This window comes from Collimonas sp. GW821-FHT02H07 (assembly GCF_059421505.1).
The window spans coordinates 307,085-321,462 of sequence record NZ_JBWKVC010000002.1 but is presented as its reverse complement, the minus strand read 5'-3'; the positions used below and the strand labels follow the sequence as shown (position 1 = coordinate 321,462).

Below are 14,378 nucleotides of genomic sequence, written 5' to 3'. Positions count from 1 at the left end.
TTTTTCAATGCTGTTTTGGCACATGTTTTCATGTCGGCCATGTCGCGCAACTATCAAATTTGCCAGTTGTTGCATCAAAGTCGCGCTGCTACTCTGGAGCCGTTCCACACAAAATGTATGGAAAGACAACTTGCATCCATCCAGCGCGGGTTGTCCTGAAATTGCTGAACGATTTGCGAGCCATGAATAGCATGTTGCCTGAGTTGATTGAATCCCGCCTTGAAGTCCTGCAGCATGAGTTCTTCGGCGTGCCAGTGCACAGCACCTGGTTTCCCCATCCCCTCGACGCCAGCCTGTACTGCGTCGAAAGCACCGTCCGGTTCACCAGCCGCGGCTGCGATGAACATGCCTATTTCGGACACGCCTCGCACCAGGACCTGGACGCCGCGGTGTCCGGCTCATGCTGCGAGATACTCCAGAAAATGCTGGCCTCGCTTGCGCTGTTCAGCCACAAGCAGTCTGCCGCCGGCTTGCGGGGCCGCTACCTGTTCCGCGCGGGCCAGGCAGGCCCTTACTTCGCCCACCAGCTGCTGCTGCGGGAAAAGGAGGCCGGCGCCGCTGCCGTGGCCAGCACCAACGGCCTCGGGCTGCATCGGAATATCGGGATGGCGATCGAACACGCCAGCCTGGAACTGCTTGAACAGCACATATTGCTGTCGATGTGGTACTCCGGCCGGCCGCTGGTGCGGCTGGATGAGACAGAGCATCTGGACAACGGCTACCACATTGCCTACTACACCACGGATGATCGTTTGCCCTTTTTGCTGGCGGTGCTTAGTTCGATCGACCAGGATGTCTTTTTCTGCGGCTCCTCGCTCAAGTGCGATTTCACCGAGGCTTTCGCGCAAGCCCGCGGCGAAGCCTTGCAGCTGTCGGCGAAGTTTTTTGTCAAAGGCTTGTTCTCGCCGGCGAACGGCAACCTGGCTTTCCATGGCAAGGTCGCGCAAACCATGGCCAGGGTCGCTTACCTGCGCGGCGCCAGCGCCGCCGCCATGCATGCGCACCTGGCGTCGAGGCTGGTGCCTGCCTCCGCGGAAATCCGCAAGGCCGACGGCTTCAAGGAAATCCTGGGCCTGGCGTTCCGGCGCCTGGACGATATCCATTATGTGGCGCTGGGGCGCTGGCAGGATTTTGTGCTGGTCAGGGTGCTGATCGATGAAGCGCTGACCCCGGGCCAGATGCGGCGCGCCTACCACGCCACCGGCCATATTCCCGATCCTTTTTTCTAAGCGCCGCAGCGGGTCTTTACCAATTGCGCGGCCAGGGGTAATGTGTAGCCATGCCCCGCCTGGAAATCCGGCGGGCGTCGCCGGCCTTGGAAAGACCGACCCATGGACATCCAGTATAAAAAGATAGACCTGAACAGCAATTTCAGCCGGGCGCTGGCGTTCAGGCAGGATTCTTTCGTCTGCAGCTTCGGTTCGGACGAGGAGTTCTGGAAGGAGGCCGGCGCGGAAGGGTGCACCTACCGCGACAAGATGGAGCAGCGCAAGGACGACGAAGCATGGTGCTACTACCACGTCTGGCATGCCGGCCGCATCATCGGCCAGCTGGAATTCCGCAGCTTCTCCGAGTGGGACAAGCTGGGCTATGTGCACCTGTTCTACCTGATCCCGGAATACCGCGGCATCGGCGTATTCGACCAGCTGCACCGTTTTGTCGAGGACCGGCTGATCATGGCCGGCTGCAGCGGCGCCGTGCTGAGCGCCAGCAAAACCAACCTGCCGGCGCTCAAGGTCTATGAGCGCCACGGCTGGTACTGGCTGGGACCGAATCCCAGGCACGCCATGCTGGATTTCTACCGCATCGACTTTAGCTGAGGCCTTTATCTGGCCGCGCTGTCGGCTGCTTCGGCGCGCACGATGGTGGTATGGTCGACTTCATCTTCGTTGCCGATATCGAGCTCGGCCCTGACCGCGTACAGCGAACCCTTGGGCACCACGATCGTCAGGATTTCATCGTATTCCGCGCCCGGCTCGATTTCATAGCCGTCCAGATAGCGCTTCAGCAGGTCGGTGCTGTACAGCAGCGGCAAGGCGTCCAGCCGCATGACGCCGTCCTTGGCGTCGCCGGGAATCTTCCTGACCGTGACCAGCAAGCCATCCTCGCCTGGCCTGACCACTACCTTGCCGATGTTCTTCGGTTTGACGTGGATGATCAGCAAGCTCTGGGTGTCGGTGTAGGACCTGCTTTCGGCCGATACCAGGACCTGGATATTGGTGTCGGACCTGCCCGTTGCCGAAAACTCAAAAGCGGCCCACAGGCCGCCGGCGATAATAGCAACGATGGCGAAGGATTTGAGGAGAAAGTCGGTCCAGTCGCGTGCTTTCTGAAGATCCATAGAATGTGTTTTCCGCTGTTTTTAAAATTCGACTTCGCCGGGGATCATTTCCCGGCTGCAATTTGAATAAACGCGGAACGGCGCCAAAGGGTTGACCGGCCAGGGCCAAACCGGATCCTGGAGTCGCAATAAGGGGAGAGCGGGGAGGGGCGAGGCTGGCGCACCAATACGGCGCACCAGCCTGCAAAGGACTGCTGCCAGCAATTAGCGCATGTTGCCGGTATGGCCCAGCGAATAGCGGCCCGGCTGCGGCCACACGGTCAGGCCGTGCGGCTCCATGCCGACCGGGATCGACTTGACTTCGCCGCTGCTGGTGTCGATAGCGTACACCACGTCGTCGAAGCGGCCGGACAGCCACAGCATCTTGCCGTCGGCGCTGACGTTGCCCATGTCAGGGCTGCCGCCGCCGGGAATCGGCCAGGTGTTGAGCACCTTGCGGGTGGCGAAATCGATCACCGACACGCTGCCCTTGCCCTTGCGCGAGCCGTGCACCTTGTTGGAGCCGCGATTGGCCACGTACAGTTTGCTGCCGTCGCGGCTAGGATACAGTCCATGGGTGCCGATGCCGGTCTTGATGAAGTCGACCTTGGTGAAGCTTTCGCCATCCACCACGTACACGCCGTCGGCCATCATGTCGGCCACATAGAACACCTTGCCGTCCGGCGAGATGCGGATATCCTGCGGCATGCCTTTCTTGGCCAGTGGCAGATAGCCGACCACCTTGCGGTTCACCAGGTCGATCTTGGCCAGGCTGCCTTCGAATTCGCAGGTGAACAGCGCATACTTGCCGTCTATCGAGAAATCGGCGTGGTTGATGCCCTTGCATTGCGGCGCCTCGATGCTCGATGTCAGCTTCATGGTGTGCGCATCGCGGAAATCCAGGCGGGCATGCGCCTCGACCACTACGATGGCTTCCTTGCCGTCCGGCGTGAAGTACATATTGTAGGGATCGTCCACCATCACTTCCTTGCCCGGCTTGCCGGTCTTGGGATCGATAGGCGTCAGGCTGCCGTCGGAGCGGCCTTCGGCATTGTTGGCCACCCACAGCGTTTTCAGGTCCCAGGCCGGCACCACGTGCTGCGGGCTGTAGCCGACCTTGAATTTGTCGACCACCTTGAGCGTGGCCGGATCGATCACATAGACTTCGTTCGAGCGCAGGTTCGGCACGTACACGCGCGGCAGGTCGCCCGCCACAGCCGGGCTGAAACGGCCGGCAGCAGCTTCGCTGTACAGGTTGGCAGGGTTGACCACGGGCGGCATGCCGGCCACGGTGGTCACGGCCGGAGCGACGGGCGCAGCGGGTACGGCGGATACCGCCCCGGCCAGGCACACAGCGGCGATGCCGGCGGCCAGTTGCGTTAAACGATAAGACAAGAATGGCATGACAGTTCCTTAGATCGAATGAAGCGTAATAAATAGGGGCGGCGCATCAGCGCGCGGCGGTGTCCTTCTTGAGCGCGGCGACGGTGCGCGCGATGATCGCATCGATGCCGAGCTGGCCCAGTTCAGCTGTCGAGCGGCGCGGATCGCCGCCATACACGCCGTCCGCCAGGCCGAGTTTGGGGGCGTTGCGCAAGCGCTCCTGGCGCACCATCTGCGGCGCTACCGCCAGCTGCAGCGAGGTGTCGGCCAAGCCGGCATGGGTGCCGATCTCGTCGTCGCTGATGCCATGCTGGCGCAGGATCTTGGCGTAGCCGTCGGAGCTGGCGTCATAGTATTCCGGCGGCGCGAATGCGCGCGCCGGCGAGCCGGCCCAGGCCTTGTTCAGCTGCGCCACCACCTGTTTGACGTCATTCTGGTAGCCGCCGTGATCGCCGAGGAAGACGACGTTCTTGAAGCCGTGCACCTTGAAGCTGTTGGCGGCCGACGCCAGGGTTTTTTCAAAGACATCGTCGCTCACCGTGATGGTGCCGGGAAAGCGCATATGCGAAGTCGGCGGCGCGTAGCCGCCCTCCGGCACGTAGGCGATCACCGGCGCCACCAGGGCATTGCCCAGTCCTTCGGCGATGCGCTGCGAGAGTATCTTGACGCGCGCATTGTGCTTGCCCAGCGCGACATCCGGCCCGCTCTGCTCGGTGGCGCCGATGGGGATGATGATGGTGTTTTTGCCAGCCTGGATCTGGTCGCGCAGCTCGGTCCAGGTCAGTTCTTCCAGGAAGACGGTTTTGGGCGCCTGCGCCAGGACTGCGTGGCTGGCAGTGATGAGAATGACGGAAGCAAATACGTGTCGTAAGAGGCGTTGCATGGATGGTCCTGATCGATATACCTGTGTTTTTGTAAAGTCGGCCGCCAAAGCGCAGCCGGTTCAGCGCAGATCAGACCCGGGCAGCAACGGTTGGTTCAGTGGCGATGCAATGATTATCGCACTGTCAGCTGGTAAGTCGTGGTCTGGCGGTACACCTGGCCCGGCCGCAGGATGACGGCTTCCGCATCGGGGCCGTTGACCTGGTTGGGATAAGCCTGCGCTTCCAGGCAGAAACCATCGTGCCTGGCATAGGGGCCGGCGCCGCGTCCCTGGATCCCCGCCAGGAAATTGCCGCTATAGAACTGCAAGCCGTTTTCGGTGGTCGCCACCGACAGCTGGCGGCCGGAACCGGGATCGTAGACGGTGGCTACTTCGCGCAAGGGCTGCGGCTTGCGGCCTTCACCCGGCACTGGCGGATGCTGCGGCCGCAGGCAATAGCAATGGTCGAAACCGCCGGCCAGCTTGAGCTGGGGATCCGGCCATGCCAGGCGCGGACCGATCGGCGCCGGCTGGCGGAAATCGAAGGCGCTGCCGGCGACGCTGGCGGCATCGACCGGAATCAGCTGGCCGTCGATCTGCAGATACCGGTCGGCGGCGATGGCCAGGATATGGTCGTAGATATCGGCGCTGCCGCCGTTCAGGTTGAAGTAGCCGTGCGAAGTCAGGTTGATGGGCGTCGGCGCGTCGCTGGCGGCGCTGTAGTCTATGCTCAGGCGGCCGTCGTCGTCCAGGCCGTACAGCACGCTGACCTGGAGATTGCCGGGATAGCCGGCGTCGCCTTCCGCCGAGTCCAGCGTCAGCCGCAAGCCGTCCGGCCCGGCCTCGGCCTGCCATCGCGCCAGGTGAAAGCCGCTGTCGCCGCCATGCAGGTGGCTGCTGCCTTCGTTGCGGTCGACCAGGTAGTCGGCGCCGTCCAGCGTGAAGCGGCCGTTGGCGATGCGGTTGCCCCAGCGTCCGATCAGGCCGCCGAAGTAGGGCGGGTTGCTCTGATAGCCTTCGCAGTCGGGATAGCCGAGCAGGATGTCGGCGACGCGGCCGTAGCGGTCCGGCGTCCACCACGAAACCAGGGTGGCGCCGCGGTCGCTGATGGTGATCCGCATGTCGTGCGCATTGCGCAGGGTGTAGAGAGTGGCGCCATGGTCGGCGCTGGTGCTGGTGATGGCGGCTTGGTTCATGGGCTGGGCTGGCTTATTGTCTGGCTTATTGTCTGATTTTCTGTCTGGTTTGCGCCGGCGGCGGCCGCCATGCGGTCCTGGTATTCGCGCGGTGTGCAAGCCAGTTCGCGCTTGAACACGGCATGCATGTACTGCACCGAGGTGAAGCCGCAGCTGACGGCGATCTCGGCGATGCTGCGGGTTTCTTCATGCTGTTTCTCCAGCATGTTCCTGGCGGCGTCCAGCTTGAAGCGCAGGATTTCGTCATGCACGCTGCGCCCCAGCTCGCGCCGGAAGTACCACTCCAGCGACGAGCGCGAGACGCCGACGTAATCGGCGACCTGCTCGGTCTTGATGCCCTGGCAGGCGTATTGGCGGATGAAATGCATCGCTTGCATCACGTGCGGATGATTGAGCGCTTCATGGCGGCTCGACGCCAGCACGTTGATGCCGGCCGGCGGCACCAGGATGCGGGTGCCGGCCAGGCGCGCAACGCCGCCCACCTGCAGCATCTGGTGCAGGAGGTGGGCGGCGGTGCGGCCCATCTCGCGCGTGCCCTGGATCACCGAGCTGAGCGGCACCCGGGTCAGGATGCGCGCCAGCGGATCGTTGTCGATGCCGATCAGCGCCACCTGTTCCGGCACCGCGATGCCGGCGCACAGGCAAGCCTGCAGCAGCTGGCGCGCGCGGGCGTCGCTGACGGCGATGATGCCGATCGGCTTGGGCAGCGTCTGCAGCCAGGCGATCTGCTGTTCCACCGCGGTATCCCAGGACGGCGCGCTGGTGCCGACGCCGCGATAAATCTCGCCCTGCATGCCATCGCGCTGCATCAGCGTGGCGAACGCCTTCTCGCGTTCCTGGGCCCAGCGGTTGACCGCCGCCTCCGGCAGGCTGAAACAGGCAAAGCGGCGCAGGCCGGCTTCGATCAGGTGATCGTAGGCCAGCTTGACCAGCTTGAAATTGTCGGTGGCGACATACGGCGTGTCGGCAGGATAGCCGCTGTCGTCGGCATACGAACCGCCCACCGCCACCACCGGCAGGCTGACCCGCGCCAGTGCTTCGCAGGCGGCCGGATCGTCGAAGTCGGCGATGATGCCGTGGCCCTGCCAGCGTTCTATGCCTTGCAGGCGGCAGCGGAAATCCTCTTCCAGGAACAGGTCCCAGGCGGCGCGCGTGCTGCTCAGGTACTCGCCGATGCCGGCGATGATGTCGCGGTCGAATATCTTGTTGCCGTTGAATAGCAGGGCGATGCGGTGCACCGCCGGTACCTTTGTCATCCTGCGCTCTCCTGGATTGTTACAAGCATGCTCCCTGCAGGGAGTCTGGGCTGGCTTGTCGAAATGTCACCAGCCACCGCGGTCATTCCCGCCTTGCCCGATTGTACCCAGCACTGCCGCCGGCGTCAGGCCAAATGCCGTTTTGTGCAAGTGCAATAGAAAGAATCACTAGCGCGTCTGGCGGATTTCGTAATTGTGAAGCGCTATCCCCGGTTGCTAGTATGGCGCCACACCTGCACAGCCTGCAGCATCACCCGACCGGAGACCATCGATGAACTATTTCCCTTCCGTTGCACCCATTCTTTTCGAGGGAAAGCAGGCGCAATCGCCGTTGGCTTTTCGTCATTATGAAGCCGACAAGCTGGTGCTGGGCAAGCCGATGCGCGAGCATCTGCGCATGGCGGCATGCTATTGGCACAGCTTCGTCTGGCCCGGTTCCGACGTCTTCGGCGCCGGCACCTTCCGCCGCCCCTGGCATGGCGCCGGCGATCCAATGGAGATGGCGCACAAGAAAGCTGATGCCGCTTTCGAGTTCTTCAGCAAGCTGGGCGTCGACTATTACACCTTCCACGACACCGACGTCGCACCCGAGGGCGCCAGCCTGGCCGAATACCGCAACAACTTCGCGCAGATGCTGGACGTGCTCGAACGCAAGCAGGAACAGACCGGCGTGCGCCTGCTGTGGGGCACCGCCAACTGCTTCAGCAATCCGCGCTTCGCCGCCGGCGCCGCCAGCAATCCCAATCCCGAATTGTTCGCCTACGCCGCGGCGCAAGTGTTCACCGCCATGAACGCGACCCAGCGCCTGGGCGGCGCCAACTACGTGCTGTGGGGCGGCCGCGAAGGCTATGAAACCCTGCTCAATACCGATCTCAAGCGCGAGCGTGAACAGCTGGGCCGCTTCATGCGGCTAGTGGTGGAGCACAAGCACAAGATCGGCTTCAAGGGTACGCTGCTGATCGAGCCGAAACCGCAGGAGCCGACCAAGCACCAGTACGATTACGACAGCGCCACCGTCTATGGCTTTCTCAAGGATTACGGCCTGGAGCAAGAGATCAAGGTGAATATCGAAGCCAACCATGCGACCCTGGCCGGCCACAGCTTCCATCACGAAATCGCCACCGCCGCTTCGCTCGGCATCCTCGGCAGCATCGACGCCAACCGCGGCGATCCGCAGAACGGCTGGGATACCGACCAGTTCCCCAACAGCGTCGAGGAAATGACGCTGGTCACCTATGAAGTCTTGAAAGCCGGCGGCTTCAGCACCGGCGGCTTCAACTTCGATTCCAAGGTGCGGCGCCAGAGCCTGGATGAAGTCGATCTGTTCCATGGCCATGTCGGCGCGATGGATGTGCTGGCGCTGTCGCTGGAACGCGCCGCCGGCATGATCGAAAACGATCAGCTGGCGCAGTTCAAGAACCAGCGCTATGCAGGCTGGGACAGCGGCATCGGCCAGGACATGCTGGCCGGCAGGTTGAGCCTGAGCGAGATCGCCGAGTACGCCTTTGCCAGGCAACTCGATCCACAGGCCGTCAGCGGCCGCCAGGAGATGCTGGAAAACCTGGTCAACCGCGCCATCTTCGGCTGACATCATGTTCATCGGCATCGATCTGGGCACTTCTGGCGTCAAGGCGATCCTGCTGGACCGCCGCGACCGGGTGCTGGCCAGCGCCAGCCGGCCGCTGTCGCTGCTGCCGCAGGCGTCGCAACACGCGCTATGGCGCGAACAGGATCCAGCCGCCTGGTGGCAAGCCTGCGAGCAGGCGCTGCTGGATTTGCTGCAGATGGCAAAGGAGATGGGGCTTGCTATCGGCGCCATCGAAGCCATCGGCCTCACCGGCCAGATGCACGGCGCCACTGTGCTGGACGGCAGGGGCGAGGTGTTGCGGCCGGCGATCTTGTGGAACGACGGCCGTTCGTTTGCCGAGTGCGCTGAGCTGGAGCGGCGCGTGCCGGCCTCGCGGCATATTACCGGCAACCTGATGATGCCCGGCTTTACCGCACCCAAGCTGCTGTGGCTGGCGCGCCATGAGCCTGAAGTATTCGGGCAGGTCGCCAAGGTGCTGCTGCCCAAGGACTGGCTGCGCTACAAGCTTACCGGCGACTACGCCAGCGACATGTCGGACGCCGCCGGCACCATGTGGCTGGATGTCGCCAGGCGCGACTGGAGCGATGAACTGTTGCAGGCCACCGGCCTCAGCCGCGCCCATATGCCGGCGCTGCATGAAGGTACGCAAATTACTGGCACGCTGAAAGCCGAGCTGGCGCAGCGTTGGGGGCTGAAGCAGATACCGGTCGTGGCCGGCGCCGGCGACAACGCCGCCGGTGCGATCGGCGTCGGCATCGTCCGCCCCGGGCAGGCCATGCTGTCGCTCGGGACTTCCGGCGTGTACTTCGCCGCCAGCGACGGCTTCCATGCCAATCCGGAGCGCGCGGTGCACAGTTTCTGCCATGCCTTGCCCGCTACCTGGCACCTGATGTCAGTGATGCTGTCGGCGGCATCCTGCCTGGATTTCACGGCGCAGCTATGCGGTTATGCCGACGTCGCCGCGCTGCTGGCTGATGCGGAACGGCATGGCGCAGCAGGCATCGCCGCCGACGCGCCGCTGTTCCTGCCTTACCTCAACGGCGAGCGCACGCCGCACAACAATCCTGATGCGCAAGGCGTGTTTTTCGGCATGCGCGCCGGCGCCACCCGCGCCGAGCTGGCGCTGGCGACCCTGGAAGGCGTCGGCTTCGGCCTGTGCGAGGGCATGGACGCCGTCGACAGCTGCGGTATCGCCGCCGACGAAATCACTCTTATCGGCGGCGGTTCGCGCAGCGCCTTCTGGGCGCAGATGCTGGCCGATATCAGCGGCCGCCAGCTGGTGCGGCGGCAGGGCGGCGATGTCGGGCCGGCGCTGGGCGCGGCGCGGCTGGCTCGCATCGGCGTTGCCGCCGCCAGCGGCGACCAGGCATCCCTGGGCGAAATCTGTCCGGTGCCGCCGCTGATCGCTGCCTATCAGCCTGACCCCAAGCGGCACGCGCAGTATGCGCAGCGCCGCAAGAAATTCGCGTTGTTGTACCAGCAGTTATTACCCGTGTTCTCAGCACCATGAATCATCAATGTAGTCATACGAAGTTAACTAAAACGAATGATAGGAGACCAAGCAATGAACCAGATCCTGAAAAAGAGCTTGTTGGCGATGATGTCGGTAGCGGTATTTTCGCTCACCAGTTCGGCCGCCATGGCCGATGCCAAGAACCCCAAGATCGGCTTTTCCATCGATGACCTGCGGGTGGAGCGCTGGGCGCGCGACCGCGATTTTTTCATCGCCGCCGCCGACAAGCTGGGCGCCAAGGTATTCGTGCAATCGGCCGACGCCAGCGAGCAGCGGCAGATTTCCCAGATCGAGAACCTGATCTCGCGCGGCGTCGACGTCATCGTGATCGTGCCGTTCAACGCCACCGTGCTGAGCAATACTATCAAGGAAGCCAAGAAGGCCGGCATCAAGGTAGTGTCCTACGACCGCCTGATCCTGAATGCCGACATCGACGCCTACATCTCCTTCGATAATGAAAAAGTCGGCGAGATGCAGGCCGAGGGCGTGCTCAAGGCCCAGCCTAAAGGTAATTACTATCTGCTGGGCGGATCGCCCACCGACAACAACGCCAAGATGCTGCGCGAAGGGCAGATGAAGGTGCTCAAGCCGTCCATCGACAAGGGCGACATCAAGATCGTCGGCCAGCAATGGGTCAAGGACTGGAGCGCGACCGAAGCGCTGTCGATCGTTGAAAACGCGCTGACCGCCAACAATAACAAGATCGACGCCATCGTCGCCTCCAACGACGGCACCGCCGGCGGCGCGATCCAGGCGCTGGCATCGCAAAAGATGGCGGGCAAGGTGCCGGTCTCAGGGCAGGACGCCGACCTCGCGGCCGTCAAGCGGGTGATCGCCGGCACCCAGGCCATGACGGTGTACAAGCCGCTCAAGCTGATCGCCGCGGAAGCGGCCAAGCTGTCGGTGCAGCTGGCGCGCAATGAAAAGCCGGCCTACAACGCCCAGTATGAAAACGGCGCCAAGAAGGTCGACACCATCCTGCTCAAGCCAACCACGCTCACCAGCGCCAACGTCAACCTGCTGGTGAACGACGGCTTCTACACACAGGCGCAGATCGGCAGCAAGTAGCAAGTAGGGTGGGCACCTGTGCCCACGCGTGAATTTCATGCACCGTTTATCACATTAATATCACATGAGCGCGTGGGCACGTTGTGCCCACCCTACCGGGAAACAACATGTCCGACTATCTGCTGGAAATGCAGGGCATCGTCAAGGATTTCGGCGGCGTCCGCGCACTCGACGGCATAGACCTCAAGATCAGGGCCGGCGAGTGTCTTGGCCTGTGCGGCGAAAACGGCGCCGGCAAATCGACGTTGATGAAAGTGCTGTCCGGGGTCTATCCGCGCGGCAGCTGGCAGGGAGAAATCCTGTGGCAGGGCCAGCCTTTGCAGTCGCAATCGATGCGCGACACGGAAGCGGCCGGCATCATCATCATTCACCAGGAACTGATGCTGGTGCAGCAGCTGTCGGTGGCGGAAAACATCTTCATGGGTCACGAGATCACGCTGCCGGGCGGCCGCATGAATTATCCCGCCATGTACCGGCGCGCCGCCGAACTGATGCGCGAACTGAAAATGCCGGACATCAATGTGGCGCTGCCGGTCATGCAATACGGCGGTGGCCATCAGCAGCTGGTGGAAATCGCCAAGGCGCTCAACAAGCAGGCCAAACTGCTGATCCTGGACGAACCGTCTTCGTCGCTGACAGCGTCCGAGATCGCGGTGCTGCTGGATATCATCCGCGACCTCAAGGCCAAGGGCGTCGCCTGCGTCTATATCTCGCACAAGCTGGACGAAGTGGCCGCAGTGTGCGACACCGTGGCCGTCATCCGCGACGGCAAGCACATCGCCACCACCCCCATGCACGACATGGATGTCGACCAGATCATCACCCAGATGGTGGGGCGTGAAATCACCGCCATGTTTCCCGATCAGGAGCATGACATCGGCGAGGTGATGTTTGAAGCGCGCAACGTTACCTGTTACGACGCCGATAATCCCGGGCGCAAAAGAGTGGACGATATTTCCTTCACCCTGCGGCGCGGTGAAATCCTTGGCGTCGCCGGACTGGTCGGCGCCGGCCGCACCGAGCTGGTGTCGGCGCTGTTCGGCGCCTATCCCGGCCGCAGCGAAGGCGAGGTCTGGCTGGAGGGCGTCAAGGTCCGGGTAGATAGCGGCACGCCGCTGAAATCGATACGGATGGGCCTGTGCATGGTGCCGGAAGACCGCAAGCAGCATGGCATCGTGCCGGACCTGAACGTCGGCCAGAACATCACGCTGACCGTGCTTCAGGATTTTTCCCGCCGCAGCCGCATCGACGCCGAAGCCGAGCTGAAAACCGTCCAGGGTGAAATCGCACGTCTGCAGCTGAAGGCAGCCAGCCCCTTCCTGCCCATCATCAGCCTGTCCGGCGGCAATCAGCAAAAAGCAGTGCTGGCGAAAATGCTGCTGGCGCGGCCCAAGGTGCTGATCCTGGACGAGCCGACACGCGGCGTCGACGTCGGCGCCAAGGCCGAGATCTATCGGCTGATGGCGGAGCTGGCGCGGCAGGGCGTGGCGATCATCATGGTGTCGTCCGAACTGGCCGAAGTGCTGGGCGTCTCCGACCGCGTGCTGGTGATCGGCGAAGGCAAGCTGCGCGGCAATTTCATCAACCAGGATCTGAGCCAGGAAACCGTGCTGGCCGCGGCCATCGACCAATCGCCGCAGTCTCTGACATCACAGCGGGCATCACAGCCGACGCCGCAGACGATATCGCAGCCGGCCGCAGCTGCCGGCCATCATCAGGAATCACTATGACCAGCATCAACCTCAAGCAATTGTTCCGGCAGTACAAGATCATGGCCCTGCTGATCGCCATCGCCCTGATCTGGGCCTTCTTCAGCTGGAAAACCGAAGGCGGCTTCGTCACGCCGCGTAACCTCTCCAACCTGCTGCGCCAGATGTCGATCACCGGCATCCTCGCCTGCGGCATGGTGCTGGTGATCATCGCCGGCGAGATCGATCTCTCGGTCGGTTCCATGCTCGGCCTGCTGGGCGGCGTTGCCGCCGTGCTGAACGTCACGCATCATCTGCCGCTGCCGCTCAACCTGCTGCTGGTGCTGCTGATGGGCCTGGCGCTGGGTTTGTTCAACGGCTACCTCACGGCCTATATGCGGATTCCCTCGTTCATTGTCGGCCTGGGCGGCATGCTGGCGTTCCGCGGGATACTGCTGGGCGTTACCGGCGGCCTCACCATCGCGCCGGTCTCCAGCGACCTGGTGTATCTGGGACAAGGCTATCTGCCGCCGCAATTGGGCATCGTTCTCGGGATCGGCCTGTTTGCGCTGGCGCTGGTGCTGAGCTGGCGGCAGCGCCGCAACCGCCGGCTGCACGGCTTGCCGGTGCTGCCATTATGGCGCGACACCGTGCGCGTGCTGCTGATCGGCGCGGTGCTGCTGGCTTTCGTGCACACCCTCAACACTTACGACGGCATTCCAGTGCCGGTATTGCTGCTGCTGGCCTTGCTTGGCCTGTTCAGCTACATCACCACGCAAACCGTGTTCGGCCGCCGCATCTATTCGGTCGGCAGCAATATGGAGGCGACCAGGCTGTCGGGCGTCAACGTGCAGGCGGTCAAGCTGTGGGTATTCGGCATCATGGGCGTGATGTGCGCGCTGGCCGGCCTGGTCAACACCGCGCGGCTGGCGGCCGGTTCGCCTTCCGCCGGCAACATGGGCGAACTGGACGCCATCGCCGCCTGCTTCATCGGCGGCACTTCCATGCGCGGCGGCTACGGTACGGTGTACGGTGCGCTGATCGGCGCGCTGGTGATGGCCAGCCTGGACAATGGCATGTCGATGCTGGATGTCGACACCTACTGGCAGATGATCGTCAAGGGCGGCATCCTGATGCTGGCGGTGTGGGTGGATGTCAGCACCCGCGCCAGCCGCTGAGAGGAAATTATTGAGAGTTTCATCATTCATGACATAGTCGCAGAAAATGGGCAGAGTCATCTGGGGTCAGAGTCGACTTTCACGGTGCTTTTTCGCGAAACTCGACTCTGACCTCACATGACGGATTCGGAGAAAGGTTGGGCGCATTACATGGATTTGTTTTCTAACGACGCGGCATGTACTCCGTAGCCCGCTAAGTGGGGTCAGAGTGAAGTTTCTGCAAAAGGCGCGCAGAAAGTTCACTCTGACCCCAGTTAGCTGCGCGTGTTAAGCGCGACGAAAACCAGATTGCGGTCTTGTTGCGCTTTAGGAGTCATCTGGGGTCG

Annotated in this window: 12 protein-coding genes; 7 read left to right on the top strand and 5 right to left on the bottom strand. The window is 62.8% G+C overall.

Annotated elements, in window-relative coordinates:
• Positions 1-182: 182 nt before the first annotated feature.
• Together AC07V8_RS04620 and AC07V8_RS04615 are read left to right on the top strand one after the other, a co-directional pair.
• Positions 183-1,229 carry a YcaO-like family protein gene (locus AC07V8_RS04620; RefSeq protein ID WP_494677488.1) on the top strand — a complete coding sequence of 349 codons (1,047 nt, stop codon included), beginning with the start codon at positions 183-185 and terminating at the stop codon, positions 1,227-1,229.
• A 102-nt stretch (positions 1,230-1,331) separates the two neighbouring features.
• Positions 1,332-1,820: a GNAT family N-acetyltransferase gene (locus AC07V8_RS04615; protein WP_494677487.1), complete on the top strand. Its 489-nt coding sequence runs from the start codon at positions 1,332-1,334 to the stop codon at positions 1,818-1,820.
• A gap of 5 nt (positions 1,821-1,825) precedes the next feature.
• Here the strand turns inward: AC07V8_RS04615 and AC07V8_RS04610 are convergent, their stop codons facing one another.
• From AC07V8_RS04610 to AC07V8_RS04590, 5 genes are all read right to left on the bottom strand, one after another.
• Positions 1,826-2,341: a hypothetical protein gene (locus AC07V8_RS04610; RefSeq protein WP_494677486.1), complete on the bottom strand. Its 516-nt coding sequence runs from the start codon at positions 2,339-2,341 to the stop codon at positions 1,826-1,828.
• Positions 2,342-2,545: 204 nt separating this feature from the next.
• A complete protein-coding gene (locus AC07V8_RS04605) occupies positions 2,546-3,724 on the bottom strand; it encodes a YncE family protein (protein ID WP_494677485.1) in 1,179 nt (392 codons plus the stop codon).
• A 46-nt stretch (positions 3,725-3,770) separates the two neighbouring features.
• Positions 3,771-4,586, bottom strand: a complete 816-nt coding sequence (locus AC07V8_RS04600) for a creatininase family protein (RefSeq protein WP_494677484.1) — start codon at positions 4,584-4,586, stop codon at positions 3,771-3,773.
• 113 nt (positions 4,587-4,699) lie between these two features.
• Positions 4,700-5,761 (bottom strand): aldose epimerase family protein, encoded by a 1,062-nt coding sequence (locus tag AC07V8_RS04595; protein ID WP_494677483.1) that lies wholly within the window; start codon positions 5,759-5,761, stop codon positions 4,700-4,702.
• Positions 5,758-7,017, bottom strand: a complete 1,260-nt coding sequence (locus AC07V8_RS04590) for a XylR family transcriptional regulator (RefSeq protein ID WP_494677482.1) — start codon at positions 7,015-7,017, stop codon at positions 5,758-5,760. Before AC07V8_RS04590 ends, AC07V8_RS04595 begins: the two co-directional genes overlap by 4 nt.
• A gap of 271 nt (positions 7,018-7,288) precedes the next feature.
• Here AC07V8_RS04590 and xylA point away from each other — a divergent pair, with 271 nt between their 5' ends.
• From xylA to AC07V8_RS04565, 5 genes are all read left to right on the top strand, one after another.
• On the top strand, positions 7,289-8,605 hold the full coding sequence (gene xylA / locus AC07V8_RS04585; RefSeq protein ID WP_494677481.1) for a xylose isomerase: 1,317 nt from the start codon (positions 7,289-7,291) through the stop codon (positions 8,603-8,605).
• Between the two features lie 4 nt (positions 8,606-8,609).
• Complete coding sequence (gene xylB / locus AC07V8_RS04580) at positions 8,610-10,115, top strand: xylulokinase (protein ID WP_494677480.1); 1,506 nt, start codon at positions 8,610-8,612, stop codon at positions 10,113-10,115.
• Positions 10,116-10,202: 87 nt separating this feature from the next.
• On the top strand, positions 10,203-11,186 hold the full coding sequence (xylF, locus tag AC07V8_RS04575) for a D-xylose ABC transporter substrate-binding protein (RefSeq protein ID WP_494677761.1): 984 nt from the start codon (positions 10,203-10,205) through the stop codon (positions 11,184-11,186).
• Between the two features lie 107 nt (positions 11,187-11,293).
• Positions 11,294-12,916: a D-xylose ABC transporter ATP-binding protein gene (gene xylG, locus AC07V8_RS04570; protein WP_494677479.1), complete on the top strand. Its 1,623-nt coding sequence runs from the start codon at positions 11,294-11,296 to the stop codon at positions 12,914-12,916.
• Complete coding sequence (locus AC07V8_RS04565) at positions 12,913-14,052, top strand: sugar ABC transporter permease (RefSeq protein WP_494677478.1); 1,140 nt, start codon at positions 12,913-12,915, stop codon at positions 14,050-14,052. Before xylG ends, AC07V8_RS04565 begins: the two co-directional genes overlap by 4 nt.
• Positions 14,053-14,378 lie beyond the last annotated feature (326 nt).